Below are 21146 nucleotides of genomic sequence, written 5' to 3'. Positions count from 1 at the left end.
AGACCCGCCGTCAGGCGCCCGCGCCGAGTTCGCGGACCGCCTCCGCGAACGCGTCACCGCGCTGGTTATAGTTGGCGAACATGTCCATCGAGGCACAAGCAGGTGCCAAGAGCACCGTGTCTCCGGCAACGGCGAGTCGCCGGGCCTCCTGGACTGCCGCGAGCATCGCCCCAGTGTCGGTCCGGTCGAGGTCGACGACGGGTACTTCCGGCGCGTGTCGCGCCAGGGCTTCACGGATCAGGCCACGATCGGCGCCGATGAGCACGGCCGCGCGCAGCCGCTTCGCGGACTTCGCGACCAGCTCCTCGAAGACGGCGCCCTTGGCGAGCCCGCCCGCGATCCAGACGATGGAGTCGTACGCCGCCAACGACGCCTCGGCCGCGTGGGTGTTGGTGGCCTTGGAGTCGTCGACGTAAGCGACCCCGTCCACGTCCGCCACATGCGCGATGCGATGGGCGTCCGGGGTGAAGGCCCGAAGCCCGTCCCGTACGGCCGCGGGAGGCACCCCGTAGGCCCGGGCGAGGGCCGCCGCCGCGAGGGCGTTGGCGATGTTGTGCGGGGCCGGCGGATTGACGTCGGCGACCTCGGCGAGCTCCTGGGCGTTCTTCTGCCGGTTCTCGACGAAGGCGCGGTCGACGAGGATGCCGTCGACGACGCCGAGTTGGGACGGGGCCGGGCTGCCCAGCGTGAAGCCGATGGCCCGGCAGCCCTCCTCGACGTCCGCCTCGCGCACCAGGTCCTCGGTGGCCTTGTCGGCGACGTTGTAGACACAGGCGACGCGATTGCCCTCGTAGATACGGCCCTTGTCGGCGGCGTACGCCTCCATGGAGCCGTGCCAGTCGAGGTGGTCGGGCGCGATGTTCAGCACGACGGCCGAGTGCGCCCTGAGCGAGGGCGCCCAGTGCAGCTGGTAGCTGGAGAGCTCCACGGCGAGGACGTCGTACGGCTCGTCGCCGAGCACCGCGTCCAGCAGCGAGACTCCGATGTTGCCGACGGCGGCGGTGCGCAGTCCGGCCGCCTTGAGAATGGAGGCCAGCATCTGGACGGTCGTGGTCTTGCCGTTGGTGCCGGTGACGGCGAGCCAGGGCGCGGCGTCGGGGCCGCGCAGCCGCCAGGCGAGTTCGACGTCGCCCCAGATCTCCAGACCGGCTTCACGGGCCGCCGCGAACAGCGGCTTGTCCGGCTTCCAGCCGGGCGCGGTGACGATGAGCTCGGTGCCTTCGGGCAGGGTCGCTCCGTCGCCGAGGCGGACCGTGATGCCGAGCGCCTCCAGCTCCTCGGCCTGGGCACGCGCGCGTGCGTCGTCGCCGTCGTTGACGACCGTGACGTTCGCCCCGCGCGCGTGCAAGACCTTGGCCGCCGGGATCCCGGAGACGCCGAGTCCGGCGACGGTGACGTTCTTCCCCTGCCAGTCGGTCACCGTTCCGCTGCCCATCCCGCGTAGAAGAGGCCGAGGCCGACGATCACACAGATGCCCTGAATGATCCAGAAGCGGACCACGACCAGGACTTCGGACCAGCCTTTGAGTTCGAAGTGGTGCTGGAGCGGCGCCATGCGGAAGACGCGCTTGCCGGTGAGCCGGAAGGAGCCGACCTGGATGACGACCGACATGGTGATGAGCACGAACAGGCCGCCGAGGATGGCGAGCAGCAGCTCGGTGCGCGAGCAGATGGCGAGACCGGCGAGCGCGCCGCCGAGGGCCAGCGAACCGGTGTCACCCATGAAGATCTTGGCCGGTGACGTGTTCCACCACAGGAAGCCGAGGCAGGCGCCCATCAGCGCGGAGGAGACTACGGCGAGATCCAGCGGATCGCGTACTTCGTAGCAGGCGTTGGGGCTGGGCAGGATCTGCGCGTTGGCGCAGGACTCCTGGAACTGCCAGACGCCGATGAAGGTGTAGGCGCCGAAGACGAGCACGGACGCGCCGGTGGCGAGGCCGTCCAGACCGTCCGTCAGGTTCACGCCGTTCGACATGGCGAGAATCATGAACAGTGCCCAGACGACGAACAGCACCGGGCCGATGGACCAGCCGAAGTCCTGCACGAAGGAGAGCTTCGTGGACGCCGGGGTGTTGCCGCGGTTGTCCGCGAACTGCAGCGAGAGCACCGCGAAGGCGATACCGCCGAACAGCTGGCCGGCCATCTTGGCCTTGGCCCGCAGACCCAGCGAACGCCGCTTGACGATCTTGATGTAGTCGTCCAGGAAGCCGACCAGACCCATGCCGGCCATCAGACCGATCACCAGGATGCCGGAGAACGTCGGCGGCTTGCCGGTGATCAGCTTGGACAGGAAGTACGCCGCGATCGTCGCCAGGATGAAGGCGATACCGCCCATGGTCGGCGTACCGCGCTTGGCGTGGTGCTCGCGCGGGCCGTCGTCACGGATGTACTGGCCGTAGCCCTTGCGGGCCAGCAGCTTGATCAGCAGCGGGGTGCCGACCAGGGTGAGGAAAAGACCAATGACTCCTGAGAACAGGATCTGATTCATCATCGGGCGGCAACCTCACCCTGGGTACCGCCCGCGAGCAGCGCCTCGGCGATGCTCTCCAGACCGACCGAACGGGACGCCTTCACGAGTACGACGTCCCCCGGGCGCAACTCGCTGCGCAACAGGTCGACCGCCGCCTGTGCGTCGGACACGTGCACCGACTCCTCACCCCACGAACCCTCGTTATATGCGCCCAGTTGCAGCCAGGACGCTTCCCTGCCCCCGACCGCGACGAGCTTGCTGACGTTGAGCCGGACGGCGAGCCGTCCGACCGCGTCGTGCTCGGCGAGCGCCTCGTCCCCGAGCTCGGCCATCTTGCCGAGCACCGCCCACGTACGACGCCCCTTGCCCATGGCCGCCAGCGCCCTGAGGGCGGCCCGCATGGACTCGGGGTTCGCGTTGTAGGCGTCGTTGACGATGGTCACGCCGTCCGGGCGCTCGGTGACCTCCATACGCCAGCGGGAGAGGGAGCCCGCCTCGGAGAGCGCGATGGCGATCTCAGCTACGGACATGCCCAGCTCATGGGCGACGGCGGCCGCGGCGAGCGCGTTCGACACGTGGTGCTCACCGTACAGGCGCATGGTCACATCGCTGCACCCGGAGGGTGTGTGAAGCATGAAGGAGGGCTGTCCGCTGTCCGTGAGTCGCACGTTCTCGGCGCGAACGTCCGCTTCGCCGGACTCTCCGAAAAGGATCACCTTCGCCTTCGTACGGGATGCCATGGCCCGTACGAGGGGATCGTCGGCGTTGAGGATCGCCGCACCGTCGGCCGGAAGCCCTTCGATGATCTCCCCCTTGGCCTCGGCGATCTGCTCGCGACCGCCGAACTCGCCGATGTGGGCGGTGCCGACGTTGAGCACGAGGCCGATCCGAGGGGGCGTCAGACCGGTGAGGTAGCGGATGTGGCCGGCGCCGCGGGCGCCCATCTCCAGGACGAGGAACCTGGTGTCCTCGGTGGCGCTGAGGGCGGTGAGCGGCAGCCCGATCTCGTTGTTGAACGAGCCCGGCGTCCACACCGTCGGCGCCTTGTGCTGGAGCACCTGCGCGATGAGGTCCTTGGTGCTGGTCTTGCCCGCCGAGCCGGTCAGGGCCACCAGGGTCGCGCCGAGCCGGCGTACGACATGGCGGGCGAGGGCGCCGAGGGCCCTCTGGACGTCCGGTACGACGATCGCGGGGACACCCACGGGCCGTGAGCCGAGGACGGCGGCCGCGCCGCCCGCCACGACGGCCTCGGCGAAATCATGGCCGTCCACGCGCTCGCCGACGAAGGCGACGAAGAGGCTGCCGGGCTCCACTTCACGGGAGTCCCGGACGACGGATCCGGTGACCTGGACCGACGGATCCGGTATGTCGTGCGTCTGCCCGCCGACGACTTCTGCGATCTCGGCGAGAGAGAGGGCGATCACAAGTTCATCCCTGGGTCTTCTGGATAGCTTCGCGAAGCACCTGGCGGTCGTCGAAGGGACGGACCACTCCGGCGATGTCCTGGCCCTGCTCATGGCCCTTGCCCGCGACCAGCACCGTGTCACCGGGCTGGGCGCGCGCGACGGCCGCGGCGATCGCGGCGGCCCGGTCCTCGAAGACCTGGACCTCGCCACGCTCGTGTACCGGCACGGACGCCGCGCCCTGGAGCATGGTTGCGAGGATCGCGAGGGGGTCTTCGGAGCGGGGGTTGTCGGAGGTCAGTACGGCGGTGTCGGCGAGCCGGGCCGCGGCGGCGCCCATCGGCTCCCGCTTGGTCCTGTCCCGGTCCCCGCCGCAGCCGAGCACGATGTGCAGCTTGCCTTCGGTGACATGCCGCAGGGCGCGCAGTACCGATTCGACGGCGTCGGTCTTGTGGGCGTAGTCCACGACCGCGAGATACGGCTGTCCGGCGTCCACGCGCTCCAGGCGGCCCGGCACTCCGGGCACCGCGGCGATGCCGTCGGCGGCGGTCTGCGGGTCGAGGCCGGCGGCGGCCAGGGCGACGATGGCGGCGAGGGTGTTCGCCACGTTGAAGGGGCCCGGCAGCGGGGACTTGGCGCCGATCCGCTCGCCCTCCGGGCCGATCACGGTGAACGTCGAGTCCAGTTGGCCGACCTCGACGTCCTCGGCGCGCCAGTCGGCGTCGGGGTGGCCCTCGGCGGAGTAGGTGACGACCGGGACGGCGGCCTCCTTGGCGAGCCTGCGGCCGTACTCGTCGTCGAGGTTGACCACGCCGAGCCTGCTGCGTTTGGGGGTGAACAGCTGCGCCTTGGCCCCGAAGTAGTCCTCCATGTCGGAGTGGAACTCCATGTGTTCCGGGCTGAGGTTGGTGAACACGGCGATGTCGAAGACGCAGCCGTCGACCCGGCCGAGGACCAGGGCGTGGCTGGAGACCTCCATGGCGACCGCCTCGACGCCTCGTTCGCGCATGACGGCGAACAGGGCCTGGAGGTCGGTGGCCTCGGGGGTGGTGCGCTCGGACTTGATGCGCTCGTCGCCGATGCGCATCTCGACCGTGCCGATGAGTCCCACCCGTCGCCCGCCACCGCCCTCAACCGACAGCGCTTCGCGCCGACCCCCCTCGTCGGTCGAGCGGAGCGTCTTCAGTCCGCCCTCGACGAGATAGGCGGTGGTGGTCTTGCCGGAGGTGCCGGTGATGCCGATCTGGAGCAGATCGCGGCCGGGGTGGCCGTAGATCGTGGCCGCCAGTTCGCCCATCTGCCCGCGCGGGTCGTCGACGACCAGGACCGGCAGGCCGGTCGCCGCGGCGCGCTCGGCGCCGGTCGGGTCGGTCAGCACGGCGGCCGCACCGAGTCCCGCGGCCTGGGTGACGAAGTCGGCGCCGTGCAGACGGGCACCGGGGAGGGCGGCGTACAGGTCGCCGGGGCGGACGGCGCGCGAGTCATGGGTGATGCCCGTGATCTCGGCGGGGCCGCCTTCCGGCGTGGCGGCACCCAGCTGACCGGCGAGTTCCGCGAGGGGTGTGGCGGAGACCTGCGTCGGCCTGGGCGGTCCTGGAAAGGTCACAGGATGCCCCTTCTGGGTGGTTTGGGACTGATCAGCGTGTGGCACGGCGGTGAGCGTACCGGGCGCACCGGCATGAGAGCGAAGTGAGGGGCGGGCGCCGCCCTGGTTCCCGGGGTCCGGGGTGATCGTTGTCACGAGGTGGTTCCTGTGGCTGCTCGGTGCTGATCGGGGTGGTCAGTTGAAGGCGACCGGGAGCTTGGCGGGCTTGGCGCCGGTCGGCGGTACCTGGAGGGTCTTCAGCGCGAACTCCATCACCTGCTTGTAGATGGGGCCGCAGATCTGGCCGCCGAAGTAGTTGCCCTGGGTGGCGTTCTGAATGGCGCAGTAGACCGTGATCCGGGGGTTGTCCGCGGGTGCGAAGCCGGCGAACGACGATGTGTAGCCGCGGTACTTCCCGGTGGCCGGATCCACTCGGTTCGCCGTACCCGTCTTGCCCGCGACCCGGTAGCCGGGGATGCGCGCCTTGGTGCCGGTGCCCTCCCGGTCGTCCACGACCGACTCCAGCATCTGGGCGAGGGTCTTCGCCGTCTTGGCGCTGACGACCCGGGTCTTCTTGGGCTTGGGCGCCTCGGTGAACTTCCCGTCGGGCCCCTCGGTGCCGCGCACCAGCGTCGGTTCGACGCGTACGCCGCCGTTGGCGATCGTCGAGTAGATCGAGGCCGCCTGCATCGCGTTGAGGGACAGGCCCTGGCCGAAAGGAATCGTGTACTGCTGCGACGTCGACCACTTGTCCGGGGCGGCGAGGATGCCCCGTGTCTCGCCGGGGAAGCCGAGCCCGGTGTAGCTGCCGAGGCCGAACTTGCGCAGATAGTCGTAGAGGACCTTGTTGGCCGCCGACTGGGTCTTGCCGAGCTGGCCGGTGGCGAGGATGGTGCCGATGTTGCTGGACTTGGCGAGCACACCGTTGAGCGTGAGGAACCAGGTGTCGTGGTCGATGTCGTCCTTGAAGAGCCGGTCGCCGCGGTGCAGCCGGTTGGGCACGATGACATGGGTGCCGGGCGTGGCCACGCCCTCCTCCAGTACGGCGGCCATCGACATGACCTTCGCGGTGGAGCCGGGCTCGTAGGCGTCCTGGAGGGCCGCGTTGCCCATGTTGGCGCTGGAGGCCTCGGAGAGGTCGTTCGGGTCGAAGCCGGGCGAGTTGGCCATGGCGAGGATCTCGCCGGTGCGGGTGTCCTGGACGATCACATAGCCGCGGTCCGCGCGGGACTCCTGCACCTGCTTGGTGATCGCGTTCTGCGCGGCCCACTGGATGTCGCGGTCGATGGTGAGCTCGACGTCGCTGCCGGGCACGGCGGGCGTCTCGGTGGAGCCCACGGTGGGGACCTGGCGGCCGCCTGACTGGGCGTAGCGGATCTCGCCGTCCTTACCGGACAGCTCCTTGTTCAGCTGCTGCTCGACACCGCCGCCGCCCTTGCCGTCGGAGTTGACCCAGCCCAGTATCCCGGCGGCGAGATCGCCGTTCGGGTACACGCGCTTGCTGCTGGCGACCGAGAGGACACCGGCGAGGACATTGACTGTGCTCTTGTCGGTCTCGGCCTTGGTGGCCAGGGCGCTCTTGAGGTCCTTGATCTGCTTCCAGACCTGCGGGGTCTGGCGGCTGGCCAGCAGGGTGTAGCGCAGGTTCTTGTTGGCGGGCCGGAGCTTGTTGACGATCTTCTGCTGGTCCTGGCCGAGGATCGGGGCGAGCAGGGCGGCCGCCTGCTCCGGGCCGTCGTCGATCTTCAGCTGCTCACGGGAGAACAGCGTGGGGTCGGCGGTGATGTCGTACGCGTCCACGCTGGTCGCGAGTGCCACGCCGTTGCGGTCGGTGATGCCGCCGCGCTCGGCGGCCAGGGTGTAGCCGACGTACCGGTTCTTCTCGGCCTTGGCCGCGTAGGTGCCCGCGTCGACGCCCTGCACCTGGAGCAGCCTTATGACGAACGCGATCAGGACGAGAGTCAGGGCCAGGCTCACCATGCGCAGCCGGGGGCGCGGGCTGCCGAGCCGGATCGCGGCGGAGGCCCCGGGGCGCGGCCGTCCCGGGCGGCGGGCCGGACGGGCTCCGGGGCCCGGACGCCGCTGGGCGCTGCCCGAGCGGGCGGGCTTCGCGGGGCCTGGCACGCGGCGTCGCGGCGGTTGCCCTGCTGACTTGTCGGCCACTTCCGTCACCTGCCGGGGGTCGGATACGCGGAGGACTGGGTGGACGGGGCGGGCTGCGGATCGGGGGGTGGCGCGTACTGGGGCGCGGTCTGGCCGGGAGTGGCCGACTGGGGCGTCGGGCTCGGTGCCGGGAGCGGCACGGGCGCGCCGGGGATGGCCTCGGGGGCGAGGACGACGGGGGTACGGCCGCCGAGCTGCCCGGCGGGGGCGGCGCTGGGGACGCCCTTCACGGTGCCGTCGGGGTCGAGGAAGGCGGGGTCGCCGCCGGGGACCATGCCGAGTTCGCGGGCGCGGCGCTGGAGGGCGTCGGGGGCGGAGTAGGCGTCGATGTCCCGCTGGAGTGACTGCTCCTCGTCGGTGAGGGCCTTCGTCTCCTTCTGGATGTCGTCGAGCTTGAACGCGCCCTCGCTGAGGGCGGAGTTCAGCATGAGGAGCCCGATGAGGCCGCCGCCGAGGAGGACGACGACAAGGAGGACGAAGGGGGCGCGGGCGGCCTGTCCCGCGCCCGGGGGGAAGAGTCGTGCGAGCCGGGCGGCCCGACCCCTCAGTTCGGGTTTCCTACTCGCTCCGGTCATTCGATGGACTCCCTGATGCGCTCGGCTCCGCGCAGCCGCGCGGGTGCCGCCCGCCGGTTCTCGGCGACCTCTTCCTCGGTGGGAAGTTCGGCACCGCGCGTCAGCAGCTTGAGCCGCGGCTGGTACTGCTCGGGGACGACGGGCAGCCCCGGCGGGGCCGTATTGGCGGCGCCGGCCGCGAACACCTGCTTGACCAGCCGGTCCTCCAGTGAGTGATACGACAGCACCGCGATCCGCCCACCCACGGCGAGGGCCTCCACCGCGGCCGGGATCGCCCGCTCCAGGACGGACAGCTCGCCGTTGACCTCGATGCGCAGCGCCTGGAAGGTGCGCTTGGCCGGGTTGCCGCCGGTGCGCTTGGCGGCCTGCGGCAGCGCGTCGCGGATCAGCTCCACCAGCCGGGCGCTGTTGCTGAACGGCTCCTTGTCGCGCTCACGCACGATGGCGGACACGATCCGCTTGGCCTGCTTCTCCTCGCCGTAGGCGCGCAGGATCCGGACGAGCTCGCCGGGCGGGTAGGTGTTGAGGACCTCGGCGGCGCTGATGCCGGCCGTCTGGTCCATGCGCATGTCGAGGGGGGCGTCCTGGGCGTAGGCGAAGCCCCGGTCGGCCTCGTCGAGCTGCATGGAGGAGACGCCGAGGTCGAACAGGACGCCCTGCACGCGCGGGATGCCGAGCCTGGCGAGGACGTCCGGGAGCTCGTCGTACACGGCGTGCACGAGGCTCGCGCGATCGCCGTACGGGGCGAGCCGCTCGCCGGACAGGCGCAGGGCCTCCTTGTCGCGGTCGAGGGCGACGAGCCGGGCCTCGGGGAACCGCGTCAGCAGGGCCTCGCTGTGGCCGCCGAGCCCCAGGGTGCAGTCGACGACCACCGCTCCGGGTTCCCGCAGGGCGGGGGCCAACAGGTCCAGGCACCGCTGGAGCATCACCGGGACATGTCGACTGTGACTCAAGGGGCCCTCTCAGATCCGGCAGGGCCGTACGCACCGCCGGGTCCCCGCCCGCTCGTGAAGGGGAGGCCTGCCGGCGCCAGGAGCGTCAGCCGACCGGGAGCGGGAGGAGGCCGAGCCGTACGTACGCGCCGCGCACGCGGGGAGACCCTTCGGAGGAAATCGCCGGGGTCTCCGGGGAAAACAGTCCAGCAGGGGGCCTCGCCTCCCGCTTCGCGTCACTTTAGTCCACCCTGTCTTCCGGTCAATCAACCGACCTGCGCGTCGCGAACCCCCTGTGCGTTAGGTCACATGCTGAACGTGATGACGCTCTTTTTCCTTCTCACGACAGGACCGGAGGACGGGTGACCAGTACCGTCATGAATATGACGACTTCCGCATCTGTTCCCACCGAGCCCGAAGGCGCCATACGCGGCGGCACGGTGACCGACCGCCTCGTCGATGCGAACGAGCGGTACGCCGCCGCGTTCGCCGATCCCGGGATGGACGCCCGTCCCGTCCTGCATGTCGCCGTCGTGGCCTGCATGGACGCCCGTCTCGACCTGCACGCCGCGCTGGGCCTGGAGCTCGGCGACTGCCACACCATCCGCAACGCGGGCGGCGTCGTCACCGACGACGTGATCCGCTCCCTGACCATCAGCCAGCGCGCGCTGGGCACCCGCAGCGTCGTCCTGATCCACCACACCGGCTGCGGCCTGGAGAGCCTCACCGAGGACTTCCGGCACGAGCTGGAGGACGAGGTCGGCCAGCGGCCCTCCTGGGCGGTGGAGGCGTTCCGGGACGTCGACCAGGACGTACGGCAGTCGATGCAGCGGGTGCGCACCTCGCCGTTCCTGCTGCACACCGACGACGTGCGGGGCTTCGTCTTCGATGTGAAGACGGGTCTGCTGCGCGAGATCGACGTCGCCGCGTAGCCGCCGCGGACGCCGCGTGACCATCCGCCGTAGCTGTCGTTCTGCTGTCAATTTGCGCTCGGGCGTGCCCAAAAGGCCGTAAGACCCGACATAACGCAGGCAGTTGTCCACAGGCGAGTGACACGAATCGGTAACGGCAGCAAGAATGCGGGTGTGGCAACACGCGGAACTTTCCACGCGTGGTGCCCGAGTTCCAGGGGTGGGCCGGTCCGCGCATGGCGTCGGCCCGGAAAGAACGGGCCGAGGAGGGCCGGGTGACGACCTATGACGATCGAGCGAGCCTCACTGATCTGACCGCCACTGTGGAGCGAGTCCGCGACGCGGTGGAGGGAGTGATCGAGGGCAAGCCCGAGGTCGTACGGCTTTCGCTGACCGTACTGCTCGCCGAGGGACATCTTCTGATCGAGGATGTCCCAGGCGTGGGCAAGACGATGCTGGCCAAGACGCTGGCGCGGTCCATCGACTGTTCGGTACGACGTATCCAGTTCACGCCGGACCTGCTGCCGTCCGACATCACGGGCGTGTCCATCTGGGACCAGCAGCGCAAGGACTTCGAGTTCAAACCGGGTGCGATCTTCGCCCAGATCGTGATCGGCGACGAGATCAACCGCGCCTCGCCGAAGACGCAGTCCGCGCTCCTGGAGTCCATGGAGGAGCGCCAGGTCACGATCGACGGCCAGACCTATGAGCTGCCGAGCCCCTTCATGGTGGTGGCCACGCAGAACCCGGTCGAGATGGAGGGCACCTACCCGCTGCCCGAGGCCCAGCGCGACCGCTTCATGGCCCGTGTCTCCGTCGGCTATCCCAGCGTGGAGGCCGAGCTGCAGATGCTGGATGTGCACGGCGGCGTGTCCCCGCTGGAGGACATGCAGCCGGTGGCGCACGCGCACGACATCGTGAAGCTGATCGACGCGGTGCGCGGCGTGCATGTCGCCGATCCGGTCCGCCGGTACGCGGTGGACCTGGTCTCGGCCACCCGCACGCACCCCGACCTCAGACTCGGCGCCTCCCCGCGCGCGACGCTGCATCTGCTGCGCGCGGCGAAGGCGGCGGCGGCCCTCAGCGGCCGGGAGTACGCGCTGCCGGACGATGTACAGGCCCTCGCCGTGGCCGTGCTGGCCCACCGGCTGCTGCCCACCGCGCAGGCCCAGCTCAACCGGCGCACCTCCGAGCAGGTCGTCCAGGAGATCCTCCAGCGCACCCCCGTGCCCGCCGCACAGCAGCGGCAGCACGACTTCGGTGGCCTTGGCCGCGGCACCCAGCCGTACGGCCAGCAGCCGCCGCGGAGGCTGTGATGTCCTCCGGCAGTACGGGCGAGGCCGAGCCGGACCGCGGCGAGCAGAGCGGCATCCGCACCGCGCTGGCCGGTCTGACCACCCGCGGCCGTTCGTTCCTGGCCGCCGGTGTCGCGGCCGCCGTCTGCGCGTACGTCCTCGGCCAGAGCGACCTGCTGCGCGTGGGGCTGCTGCTCGCGGTGCTCCCGCTGGTCTGCGCGACGGTCCTGTACCGCACCCGCTACCGGGTCGCGGGCAGCCGACGGCTCTCCCCCGCGCGCGTGCCCGCCGGCAGTGAGGCCCGGGTGCACCTGCGGATGGACAACGTCACCCGGCTGCCCACGGGCCTGCTGATGCTCCAGGACCGGGTGCCCTACGTCCTCGGCCCGCGCCCCCGCTTCGTGCTGGACCGGGTCGAGCCGGGCGGCCGCCGCGAGGTGTCCTACCGGGTCCGCTCGGACCTGCGCGGCCGCTATCCGCTGGGCCCGTTGCAGCTGCGCCTGAGCGACCCGTTCGGCATGTGCGAGCTGACCCGCTCCTTCTCGACGTACGACACCCTCACCGTCATCCCGCGCGTGGAGCCACTGCCGCCGGTGCGCTTCAGCGGGGAGGCCAAGGGGTACGGCGACGGCCGGCAGCGCTCGCTGGCGCTGGCCGGCGAGGACGATGTGATCCCGCGCGGCTACCGCTACGGCGACGATCTGCGCCGTGTCCACTGGCGCTCCACCGCCCGCTACGGCGAGCTGATGGTGCGCCGCGAGGAGCAGCCGCAGCGCGCCCGCTGCACGGTACTGCTCGACACCCGGGGCGCGGCGTTCCAGGGCGCCGGTCCGGACTCGGCCTTCGAGTGGGCCGTGTCGGGCACCGCGTCCGTGCTGGTGCACATGCTGGAGCGGGGCTTCTCCGTCCGGCTGCTGACCGACACCGGCAGCTCGGTGCCCGGCGAGGGCGCCGACGGGTTCGCGGGCGCGAGCCAGGAGTCGGCGGACGCGGCCGGGCTGATGATGGACACCCTCGCGGTGATCGACCACTCCGACGGCACAGGCCTGTCGCGGGCCTACGACCTGCTGCGCGGCGGCAACGAGGGGCTGCTGGTCGCCTTCTTCGGCGACCTCGACGAGGAGCAGGCCGCGGTGGCCGCCAAGATGCGCCAGCGCAGCGGGGGCGCGGTGGCCTTCGTGCTGGACAGCGGGGCCTGGGTGCGGGAACCGACCGATGTGCCCGGGGCGTTGGACAGGAGCGAGGAGCGGCTGCGGATGCTGCGGGAGGCGGGCTGGACGGTCGTGAGCGTGCCGCGGGGCGCTTCGCTGAACGACCTGTGGCGCCAGGCGGACCGGGAGCGCAACGGGCTTGCCGCAACCGGTAGTGGGGAGGGTCCGGCATGAGCGGGCGGACACGGATGGCGCTGTGCGCCGCGGCTGCCACGCTGATGGCGTCGTGCGCGCTGCTGCCGCTGGTCTCGCCGGTCACCTGGCTGATGCAGGCGATCTTCCTGCTCGCGATCCAGACGGGCGTGGGCATGGCGACCCGGCGGGTGCCGCTGGCCCGGCCCCTGACGGTGGCGGCGCAGGCCCTGGCCGGGCTGATGCTGCTGACCCTGACCTTCGCCAACCAGCAGGCGATCATCGGGGTGATCCCCGGTCCGGAGGCCTTCCGTCACTTCGCCGATCTGCTGCAGGCCGGCGGGGACGACGTCAGCCGGTACTCGATCCCGGCGCCGCTGTCGGACGGCATCCGGCTGATGCTGATCGGCGGCGTCCTGATCATCGGCCTGGCGGTGGACACCCTCGCGGTGACGTTCCGCAGCGCCGCGCCGGCCGGGCTGCCGCTGCTGGCGCTGTACTCGGTGGCGGCGGGGCTGTCCGACGGGGGCGCGGACTGGCTGTGGTTCCTGGTCGCCGCCATGGGCTATCTGATGCTGCTCCTGGCGGAGGGCCGTGACCGGCTCTCGCAGTGGGGCCGGGTCTTCGGCGGGGCGCCCCGGACGCCCGGCGGGGAGCCGACCGGCGCGGTGGCGCCGGTCCGCACCGGGCGGCGCATCGGCGTGGTCGCGCTCGGCATCGCCCTGGTGGTGCCGCTCGCCCTGCCCGCCATGAACGGCGGACTGCTGGACGCGGCGGGCGCGGGTGTGGGCTCGGGCAGCGGACGCGGGGGCACGGTCGCCGCGGTGAACCCGCTGGTGTCGCTGCGCGACAGTCTGAACGTGGACGAGGACCGCGAGGTCCTGTCCCTGAAGACCAACACCGCGGACCTGTCGAACCTGTACCTGCGGATCGTGTCCCTGGACGACTTCGACGGCACCACCTGGGAGCCGGCCAAGCGCAGCATCGAGGCCATTCCCGGCCGGTTCCCCACCCCCATCGGCCTCGGCCCCGACGTCCGGCGCGCGGAGGTCGAGACGACCATCTCGGCGGCGGACTGGTACGCCCAGAACTGGCTGCCGATGCCGTACCCGCCGAGCGGCGTGGAGATCGACGGCAGATGGCGCTATGAACCGCTGGGCATGACGGTCGTCGGCGACCGCCGCCAGACCACACGCGGGGCGACGTACACCGTGCGCAGCCTCGATGTGCAGCCGACGGCGGAGCAGCTCGCCGACGCGCCGGAGCCGCCGGCCGCCCTGAAGCGCGAGTTCACCAAGCTGCCCGACTCGATGCCCTCGGTGGTCGGCAAGACCGCGCGCGAGGTCACCGAGGGCGCGACCAGCCACTACGAGCAGGCGGTCAAGCTCCAGGAGTACTTCGCCGTCACGGGCGGCTTCCAGTACGACACCGACGTCAAGGTCGGCAGCGGCCGTACGGCGATCGCCCGCTTCCTGCGGGACAAGCAGGGCTTCTGCGTCCACTTCTCCTTCGCGATGGCGGCGATGGCCCGCTCGCTGGACATACCGGCCCGGGTCGCGGTGGGCTTCGCGCCCGGCACTCCGCAGGGCGACAGCTCCGTCTCGGTGGGTCTGAGGGACGCGCACGCCTGGCCCGAGCTGTACTTCGAGGGCGTGGGCTGGACGCGTTTCGAGCCGACGCCGACCCGTGGCTCGGTCCCGTCGTACACCCAGTCGGACACGCCGGGCTCCACGCTCCCGGACGTGGCGCGGCCCTCGCAGTCGACGAGCACCGGACTCTCCGCCACTCCCTCGGCCAGCGAGAGCTGCGCGGGGCAGAACCCGCAGCTGTGCGCGAGCGAGTCCCCGGAGGCCGCGGTGGCCCCCGGCGGCGACGGCCCGAAGTGGTACGTGCTGCTGGCCTGGGTGCTCGGTGGCGCCGCGGCACTGCTGATCCCGTCGGCGCCGATGCTGTGGCGGCTGCGGATGAGAGCGGTACGGCTCGGGGCGCATGGGCGCTCGGAGGCGGACATCCCGCTGCACACCTTGGCGGTCTGGCAGGAACTGACGGACACCGCCTGGGACTTCGGCATCCCGCCGGACGACTCCCAGACGCCGCGCAGAACCGCCGCCCGTATCGTCCGTCTGGGTCATCTCGACCCGCCGGCGGCGGCCTCGGTGCACCGGGTCGCCGACGCGGTGGAACAGGTCCTGTACGCCCCCGTGCCGCGTCCTACGGCCGGGCTCGCGGAGGATGTCCGCCGCGTCCGGTCCGATCTGCGGTCCAAGGCCGGCTGGCGGACGAGCATGCGCGCGCTGCTGGCGCCGCGGTCCACGGTGCGAGTGGTCTGGGCGCTGTCGGACCGGTGGCTGGACGTCAAGCGGCGTGCGGCGGCGGCCCGGCCGACGCTGCGCAGGCCGTCGACGCCGGGGCAGCGGGGGTGACGGTGGGCCGGGGCCGATTCCCCGGCCCCGGGCCGCGCATACGCGGGCATACGTCAGGGGGTGACCACCGGTCGGTGGTCACCCCCTGCGTCTGTTCAGGAGCTGCTCGTCGAGCTGGCCGGACTAATGGCCGCCCTGTTCGTCCCGACGGCGCTGCCAGCGCTGTTCGATGCGGTCCATGAAGGATCGCTTCTGTCGTGGCTGGTGGCGGGCCTGTGGGCCGCCGGAGGCCTGTTCACCCGGCTTGGGGGCCTTGCGCCAGCCGGTCACGGCGAGTACCGCACAGCCCAGCATGACGAGGAAGCCCACCACGCTGAGCCACACCTGCTTGGCGACCATTCCAGCCATGAGGAGCGCGATACCTACGAGGAAGCCCGCGACCGCCTGGTAGACCCGTCGCCGGGTGTACGTACGCAGCCCGCTTCCCTCAAGCGCTGTCGCGAACTTGGGATCTTCGGCGTACAGCGCTCGCTCCATTTGCTCGAGCATTCGCTGCTCGTGCTCCGAGAGCGGCACGGAGTCCTCCTCATCGTGCAGTCGCCGGGGCGACCCGGGGGGTCCCTTCAGGATAGGCAGGGAATCGCCCCCGTGAAACCCGCCCCTCTACGCCAATTGGCCAACCGGGCTCCGGCATGGGCGTCCCGGCTCGCTGAGATCTTCATTCCCCAGCGGCCGACCCGTCATGCCGGAACGGTCTCCCTCGATCATACGGCGCCGGGCGTCCGATCGGGGGGCCTGTGGCGTACTCCATGTGCAGCCAAGTCCCTGATCAAGGCGCACCCTGGCGGTCTGCGCACGGTGGGCGGCTCAGGCCCCGGCGGCCTCCCGCGTCTCGCCGAGCACATGGAGCTGAGTGGCCACCGAGTGGAAGGCGGACAGCTCGGCCGCCGCCTCCTCCAGCTTCAGCAGCGCTTCCAGCGCCCCGGGCTCGGTGTCCACCAGCACGCCGGGGACCAGGTCGGCGAAGACCCGCACCCCGTGCACGGCGCCGACCGTGAGCCCGGCCCGCTCGACGAGGTCGGTGAGCTGTTCGGCGGTGAAACGGCGGGGCATGGGGTCGCCCTCGCCCCAGCGGCCGTCCGGGTCCTGGAGGGCCTGCTTGGCCTCCTTGAAGTGACCGGCGAGGGCCCGCGCCAGCACGGCACCGCCGAGACCGGCGGCGAGCAGGCTGAGGACGCCCTCGGAGCGCAGGGCGGCCACCGCGTTGCGCACACCCTCGGCGGGGTCGTCGACGTACTCCAGGACGCCGTGGCACAGCACGACGTCGTACCCGCCGCGCTCGGCCACGTCGAACAGGCCGTGGGCGTCTCCCTGCACGCCCTTCACCCGGTCGGCGACCTCGGCCTCGGCGGCGCGCCGCTCCAGGGCGAAGAGCGCGTTCGGGCTGGGGTCGACGACCGTGACGCGGTGGCCGAGGCGGGCCAGGGGCACGGCGAAGTTGCCGCTGCCGCCGCCGGTGTCGAGGATGTCCAGGCTCTGACGGCCCGTGGCCTTGACCCGGCGGTCCAGGGCGTCCTGGAGGACCTCCCAGACCACGGCGGTACGGAGGGAGGCGCGGGGGCGCATCGGGTCAGACACGGCGATTTGGCTCCTCGGCGCGGCACCGCCGTCTGCACAGCGGGGCGAACGGGCTGCCTCCCCGCCCGGGTCACGGGGTGGAAGGCTTCAGGCGCCCTCCACCCTAATGGGACCGGGCGGGCGGTAGGCCATCGCTGCCCCGGGAGAGCCCCGGGGGGCGCCCCGTCAGCCCGCGTCCGGCATGTCCTCGCGCCGGTGCCCCGGTCCCCCCGCCTCCTCCCCGTCCACGTCCTGCCGTGGCTGTGGCAGGACCGGCTGGAGCACCAGCATCCGCTCGACGAGGCGCAGGAACATCGCCACGTCACGTATCAGGTCGTCCGCGTCCCGGCGGCCGGCCGCGCCCTGGATGCCCGCCTCGGCCCGGGCGCGGCGCCGGGCGCCCGAGGCGAACAGGGCGCTCCACTCGGTGAGTTCGGGCGCTATCTCGGGGAGCACTTCCCAGGCGCTCCGGATGCGGGCCCGGCGCTTGGCGTTGGGCTCCGGGCGACCCCGCGCGGCGAGCACGGCGGCGGCGGTGCGCAGGGCGGCGAGGTGGGCCGTGGCGTATCGCTCGTTGGGTGTTTCCAGAGTGGTGGCCTCGTCGAGTCCGGCACGGGCCTGGGCGAGCAGGTCGAGGGCGGCGGGCGGGGCCGTGGTCCGGCGGAGCACGGGGTGCACATCGCTCGCCGGGCCGGTCAGTGAGGGGGCAGGGCCGGTGGCGCGACGCCGGCGTGCGGCGGCTGCGTGGTAGCTGGCCATGACGAACCTCCTGTCGTCTGGGTGACGGCATGCCCGATACGGGATGCCGTATGTGCCCATCGTGAGGTATGGCACTGACAATCCGATCTGACCTGGGGTTTTGCTTCGATCGAGAGTTCGGACTAACTTTTGCACTGACCAGTCAGTTCAAAAGAGGGGGCAGGGATGGGGGGAACCGTGGCCGGAGCCGGCGTCGCGGCCCTGGGGCTCGGGCTCAAGGGGCCGCGCGGATGGGCGTTCCGAGAGGTCTCGTTCGAGGCGGAGCCCGGCTCGCTGATCACGATCGAGGGACCTTCCGGCACCGGCCGTACGTGCCTGCTGCTGGCGCTCACCGGACGGATGAAGCCCACCGAGGGGACCGCGACGGTGGGCGGGTCGGCGCTGCCCAAGCGCATGGCGGCGGTACGGCGGGCCAGTGCCGTGGCGCACGTGCCGGGGGTGACCGACCTGGACCCGGCCCTGACCGTGGCCGAGCACCTCCATGAACGGGCGCTGCTCCAGCGGCGGTTCGGCGACTCCCTGCGCGGCCTTCTGCGCCCGCGTGCCGAGCGGCGGTCCGAGGAGCGGCTGCGGATCGACGCCGCGCTGACGGCGGCCGGTCTTGACCTCGCGTCGCTGCCCAAGGGTGCGCGTACGGCCGTACGGGATCTGGAGCGTGTGGAGGCGCTGCGGCTGTCCCTCGCGCTGGCCCTGATCGGGCGTCCGCGGCTGCTCGGCGTCGACGACACCGACCTCAAGCTCTCGGACGCCGAACGGGCGGACATCTGGGCGCTGTTGAAGTCCGTCGCCGAGGCCGGGACCACGGTTGTGGCGGTGTGCAGTGAGGCGCCGGACGGCACGGTCAAGGTGCCCACCAGGGTGACCGACGAGATCGAGGGAAAGGAAACCGCCGATGCGCTCGCCTAGGCTGGCCGCGCTCGAGCTGAGGCGCTTCGGCCGGGGGAAGCTGCCGCGGGCCGCGCTGGTCGCGCTGCTGGTGCTGCCCCTGCTGTACGGCGCGCTGTACCTGTGGTCGTTCTGGGACCCGTACGGCAGGCTCGACAAGATCCCCGTGGCGCTCGTGAACGACGACAAGGGGGCGGCCGTCGGGGAGAAGAAGCTCACGGCGGGCGACGACATCACCAAGGGGCTGCGCGAGAGCGACGTCTTCGACTGGCGCGAGGTGAGTGCCGCCGACGCCGAGAAGGGCGTCGAGGACGGCACCTACTACCTGTCGCTGACCATGCCGTCCGACTTCAGTGAGCGGATCGCCTCCAGTGCGGGCGACTCGCCGGAGACGGGCGCCCTCCAGGTGCGTACGAACGACGCGAACAACTACATCGTCGGGCAGATCTCGCGCACGGTCTTCAGCGAGGTCCGCGAGGCGGCGTCCACCAAGGCGTCGCGGTCGTTCCTGGACCGGATCTTCGTGTCGTTCTCCGACATCCACGGGGCGACGGTCAAGGCCGCGAACGGCGCCGACCGGCTCGAAGGCGGCATCGGGAAGGCGGAGAAGGGCTCCAAGGACCTCGCCGACGGGCTGAAGGACGCCAAGGACGGCAGCGGCAAGCTGTCCACGGGCCTGAAGAAGCTCAACAAGGGCGCGGGCGACCTGGAGGACGGCTCACGGCGGGTCGCGGAGGGCACGCAGACGCTGGCCGCCAGGGTCAACGGGATCGACGACAAGATCGGCCCGTTCCTCAAGGACAACGAGAAGACCATCGGGGACACCGCCCAGCTGGTCGCGGACGCCTCGGGGGCGATCCGCAACAACCTCGACGACCTGGTGGAGCGCGCTCCGGCCGCCGCCAAGGGCGCCCACGCGGCATCCGACATCCTGAACGTCATCTACAAGACGCGCTGCGAGGACCCCGTACTGCCCGACCCGGCCTGCTCCGACCTGAAGAAGGCCAAGCAGTCCGCCGCCGACGTGGCGACGATCGCCGACGACCTCAACACGCTGATCGCCGACCAGGACGGCGACCTGAAGAAGCTCGACAAGCACCTCGCCGCCCTCCAGAAGCAGGCCCAGGGTCTCGCCGACCGCGCTCCCCGCCTCTCCGAGGACCTCGACGACGCCGTCTCCCGGATCAACGAGCTGAACCAGGGAGCCGCGAAGGTCGCCGCGGGCGCCAAGAAGCTGCACTCGGGGCTGGGCGACGCCAAGAGCGGCGCGACGGACCTGGACAGCGGGGTGGGCCGGCTCAAGACGGGCGCGTACGACCTCAACGGCGGCATCTACAAGCTCGTCGACGGCTCCGGGAAGCTCTCGGACGGCCTGCACGACGGTGCGGGGCAGATCCCCGACTACGACAAGAAGGACCGCGACGCCCGTACGGAGGTCATGGCCGACCCGGTCCAGCTGCTGTCCAGGGACCTGCACAAGGCGCCCAACTACGGCACCGGGTTCGCCCCGTACTTCATCCCGCTGTCCCTGTGGGTGGGCGCGATGGTGGCGTACATGCTGATCGCGCCGATGAACCGGCGCGCGCTCGCAGCGGGCGCCCCGGCCTGGCGGATCGCGCTGGCCGGATGGCTGCCCGTGGTGGCGATCGGGGTGCTCCAGACGATCGCCCTGATGTCGGTGCTGCACTGGGCGATCGGGCTCCAGATGGCGCGCGCGGCGGGCACGGTGGGCTTCCTGTTCCTGGTGACGGCGTGCTTCGCGGCGATCGTGCAGTGGCTGAACGCCCGCTTCGGGGCGGCCGGGCGGATCCTCGTCCTGGCCCTGCTGATGCTCCAGTTGACGTCCGCGGGCGGCACCTACCCCGTACAGACCAGTCCGGGCTTCTTCAACGCGCTGCACCCCTTCCTGCCGATGAGCTACGTCGTGGAGGCCCTCAGGAGGCTCATCACGGGCGGCGGTCTGACTCCGGTGTGGCACGCGTGCGTGGTGCTCGTCGCCTTCACCGCGGGCGCCCTCGCGCTGACCGCGCTGTCGGCCCGGCGCCGCCAGGTGTGGACGCTCGACCGGCTGCACCCGGAGCTGACCCTGTGACCGCGCGCGGGACAATCAGGCGCATGGAAAGCAGCAGCGCCGCGTCGGGCGGCAGCACGCGCCGTGAGGCCACCCGGCAGAAGCTCTACGAAGCGGCCGTCACGCTCATCGCCGAGCAGGGCTTCTCCGCCACCACGGTCGACGAGATCGCCGAGCGGGCCGGGGTGGCGAAGGGCACGGTCTACTACAACTTCGCGAGCAAGTCGGTCCTCTTCGAGGAACTGCTCCGGCACGGAGTGGGCCTCCTGACCGCCTCGCTCCGGGAGGCCGCCGAGCGGACCGCGCGCGACGGCGGCGGCAAGGTGGACGCCCTGGACGCGATGGTCCGCGCGGGCCTGGTCTTCATCGACCGCTACCCGTCCTTCACCCAGCTCTACGTGGCCGAGCTGTGGCGGACCAACCGGGCCTGGCAGTCCACGCTCATGGTGGTCCGTCAGCAGGCCGTGGCGGTCGTCGAGGGCGTGCTGCGCGAGGGCGTGGAGAGCGGCGAGTTCAGCGACGAGATCGATGTCCCACTGACCGCGGCGGCCCTGGTCGGCATGGTCCTGGTGGCCGCCCTCGACTGGAAGTCCTTCCAGCCGGAGCGCTCCCTGGACGATGTGCACGCGGCGCTGTCACGGCTGTTGCAGGGGCGGGTGAGCGGACGCCACTGAGGCGTTCGGCGCGAGCGTCAAGTGCAGCGCACGCATCAAGTGCGAGCTCGCACACGAAAGCGCCGGTCCGAACAGTGCCCGCGTCCCCCGTGGCCACTGTC

Annotated in this window: 17 protein-coding genes; 7 read left to right on the top strand and 10 right to left on the bottom strand. The window is 71.4% G+C overall.

All coding sequences use genetic code 11. The features are described from left to right. Window positions 1–10 precede the first annotated feature (10 nt). From murD to rsmH, 7 genes are all read right to left on the bottom strand, one after another. Complete coding sequence (murD, locus tag IE325_RS15385; RefSeq protein ID WP_190070462.1) at window positions 11–1435, bottom strand: UDP-N-acetylmuramoyl-L-alanine--D-glutamate ligase; 1425 nt, start codon at window positions 1433–1435, stop codon at window positions 11–13. Continuing rightward, window positions 1417–2490 (bottom strand): phospho-N-acetylmuramoyl-pentapeptide-transferase, encoded by a 1074-nt coding sequence (gene mraY / locus IE325_RS15380; protein WP_190070461.1) that lies wholly within the window; start codon window positions 2488–2490, stop codon window positions 1417–1419. Before mraY ends, murD begins: the two co-directional genes overlap by 19 nt. Then, window positions 2487–3893: a UDP-N-acetylmuramoyl-tripeptide--D-alanyl-D-alanine ligase gene (locus IE325_RS15375; protein WP_190070460.1), complete on the bottom strand. Its 1407-nt coding sequence runs from the start codon at window positions 3891–3893 to the stop codon at window positions 2487–2489. Before IE325_RS15375 ends, mraY begins: the two co-directional genes overlap by 4 nt. 4 nt (window positions 3894–3897) lie before the next feature. Beyond that, complete coding sequence (locus IE325_RS15370) at window positions 3898–5478, bottom strand: UDP-N-acetylmuramoyl-L-alanyl-D-glutamate--2,6-diaminopimelate ligase (protein ID WP_190070459.1); 1581 nt, start codon at window positions 5476–5478, stop codon at window positions 3898–3900. Between the two features lie 174 nt (window positions 5479–5652). After that, on the bottom strand, window positions 5653–7581 hold the full coding sequence (locus IE325_RS15365; protein WP_308437659.1) for a peptidoglycan D,D-transpeptidase FtsI family protein: 1929 nt from the start codon (window positions 7579–7581) through the stop codon (window positions 5653–5655). Window positions 7582–7625: 44 nt separating this feature from the next. Beyond that, window positions 7626–8195, bottom strand: coding sequence for a cell division protein FtsL (gene ftsL / locus IE325_RS15360; RefSeq protein WP_229911827.1), 570 nt, complete (start codon window positions 8193–8195; stop codon window positions 7626–7628). Then, a complete protein-coding gene (gene rsmH / locus IE325_RS15355) occupies window positions 8192–9148 on the bottom strand; it encodes a 16S rRNA (cytosine(1402)-N(4))-methyltransferase RsmH (RefSeq protein WP_190070457.1) in 957 nt (318 codons plus the stop codon). Before rsmH ends, ftsL begins: the two co-directional genes overlap by 4 nt. Window positions 9149–9510: 362 nt before the next feature. Here rsmH and IE325_RS15350 point away from each other — a divergent pair, with 362 nt between their 5' ends. From IE325_RS15350 to IE325_RS15335, 4 genes are all read left to right on the top strand, one after another. After that, window positions 9511–10059 carry a beta-class carbonic anhydrase gene (locus IE325_RS15350; protein ID WP_190070456.1) on the top strand — a complete coding sequence of 183 codons (549 nt, stop codon included), beginning with the start codon at window positions 9511–9513 and terminating at the stop codon, window positions 10057–10059. A 254-nt stretch (window positions 10060–10313) separates the two neighbouring features. Beyond that, the gene (locus tag IE325_RS15345; RefSeq protein WP_190070455.1) at window positions 10314–11354 is read left to right on the top strand and encodes an AAA family ATPase; all 1041 of its coding nucleotides are present in this window, start codon (window positions 10314–10316) and stop codon (window positions 11352–11354) included. Beyond that, window positions 11354–12718 carry a DUF58 domain-containing protein gene (locus tag IE325_RS15340; protein WP_190070454.1) on the top strand — a complete coding sequence of 455 codons (1365 nt, stop codon included), beginning with the start codon at window positions 11354–11356 and terminating at the stop codon, window positions 12716–12718. Before IE325_RS15345 ends, IE325_RS15340 begins: the two co-directional genes overlap by 1 nt. Continuing rightward, the gene (locus tag IE325_RS15335) at window positions 12715–15099 is read left to right on the top strand and encodes a transglutaminase TgpA family protein (protein WP_190070453.1); all 2385 of its coding nucleotides are present in this window, start codon (window positions 12715–12717) and stop codon (window positions 15097–15099) included. Before IE325_RS15340 ends, IE325_RS15335 begins: the two co-directional genes overlap by 4 nt. A gap of 123 nt (window positions 15100–15222) precedes the next feature. Here the strand turns inward: IE325_RS15335 and IE325_RS15330 are convergent, their stop codons facing one another. The 3 genes from IE325_RS15330 to IE325_RS15320 all read right to left on the bottom strand — a co-directional run bounded on the left by IE325_RS15330 (window position 15223) and on the right by IE325_RS15320 (window position 17415). After that, window positions 15223–15615 carry an SCO2097 family morphological protein gene (locus IE325_RS15330; protein ID WP_190070452.1) on the bottom strand — a complete coding sequence of 131 codons (393 nt, stop codon included), beginning with the start codon at window positions 15613–15615 and terminating at the stop codon, window positions 15223–15225. A gap of 291 nt (window positions 15616–15906) precedes the next feature. Continuing rightward, window positions 15907–16677: a methyltransferase gene (locus IE325_RS15325; protein ID WP_190070451.1), complete on the bottom strand. Its 771-nt coding sequence runs from the start codon at window positions 16675–16677 to the stop codon at window positions 15907–15909. Between the two features lie 165 nt (window positions 16678–16842). Beyond that, window positions 16843–17415, bottom strand: coding sequence for an SAV_6107 family HEPN domain-containing protein (locus tag IE325_RS15320; protein WP_190070450.1), 573 nt, complete (start codon window positions 17413–17415; stop codon window positions 16843–16845). 165 nt (window positions 17416–17580) lie between these two features. Here IE325_RS15320 and IE325_RS15315 point away from each other — a divergent pair, with 165 nt between their 5' ends. Genes IE325_RS15315 through IE325_RS15305 form a run of 3 tightly spaced genes read left to right on the top strand, consistent with a single transcriptional unit; the run spans window position 17581 to window position 21045 of the window. Beyond that, window positions 17581–18321 carry an ATP-binding cassette domain-containing protein gene (locus IE325_RS15315; RefSeq protein ID WP_190070449.1) on the top strand — a complete coding sequence of 247 codons (741 nt, stop codon included), beginning with the start codon at window positions 17581–17583 and terminating at the stop codon, window positions 18319–18321. Beyond that, window positions 18308–20392 carry a YhgE/Pip family protein gene (locus IE325_RS15310; protein ID WP_190070448.1) on the top strand — a complete coding sequence of 695 codons (2085 nt, stop codon included), beginning with the start codon at window positions 18308–18310 and terminating at the stop codon, window positions 20390–20392. Before IE325_RS15315 ends, IE325_RS15310 begins: the two co-directional genes overlap by 14 nt. A 23-nt stretch (window positions 20393–20415) precedes the next feature. Beyond that, window positions 20416–21045 (top strand): TetR/AcrR family transcriptional regulator, encoded by a 630-nt coding sequence (locus tag IE325_RS15305; RefSeq protein ID WP_190070447.1) that lies wholly within the window; start codon window positions 20416–20418, stop codon window positions 21043–21045. The last annotated feature ends 101 nt before the right edge of the window (window positions 21046–21146 follow it).

Source organism: Streptomyces lanatus (genome assembly GCF_014655715.1).
Classification (GTDB): Bacteria; Actinomycetota; Actinomycetes; order Streptomycetales; family Streptomycetaceae; genus Streptomyces; species Streptomyces lanatus.
Note: the sequence above shows the minus strand (reverse complement) of the source record. Positions and strands in the feature narration are given on the sequence as shown.

Coding starts and splice junctions, on each gene's coding strand:
- murD (WP_190070462.1), bottom strand. CDS start 1,435: ATGGGCAGCGGAACGGTGACCGACTGGCAGGGGAAGAACGTCACCGTC.
- mraY (WP_190070461.1), bottom strand. CDS start 2,490: ATGATGAATCAGATCCTGTTCTCAGGAGTCATTGGTCTTTTCCTCACC.
- ftsL (WP_229911827.1), bottom strand. CDS start 8,195: ATGACCGGAGCGAGTAGGAAACCCGAACTGAGGGGTCGGGCCGCCCGG.
- IE325_RS15350 (WP_190070456.1), top strand. CDS start 9,511: ATGACGACTTCCGCATCTGTTCCCACCGAGCCCGAAGGCGCCATACGC.
- IE325_RS15340 (WP_190070454.1), top strand. CDS start 11,354: ATGTCCTCCGGCAGTACGGGCGAGGCCGAGCCGGACCGCGGCGAGCAG.
- IE325_RS15335 (WP_190070453.1), top strand. CDS start 12,715: ATGAGCGGGCGGACACGGATGGCGCTGTGCGCCGCGGCTGCCACGCTG.
- IE325_RS15320 (WP_190070450.1), bottom strand. CDS start 17,415: ATGGCCAGCTACCACGCAGCCGCCGCACGCCGGCGTCGCGCCACCGGC.
- IE325_RS15315 (WP_190070449.1), top strand. CDS start 17,581: ATGGGGGGAACCGTGGCCGGAGCCGGCGTCGCGGCCCTGGGGCTCGGG.
- IE325_RS15310 (WP_190070448.1), top strand. CDS start 18,308: ATGCGCTCGCCTAGGCTGGCCGCGCTCGAGCTGAGGCGCTTCGGCCGG.
- IE325_RS15305 (WP_190070447.1), top strand. CDS start 20,416: ATGGAAAGCAGCAGCGCCGCGTCGGGCGGCAGCACGCGCCGTGAGGCC.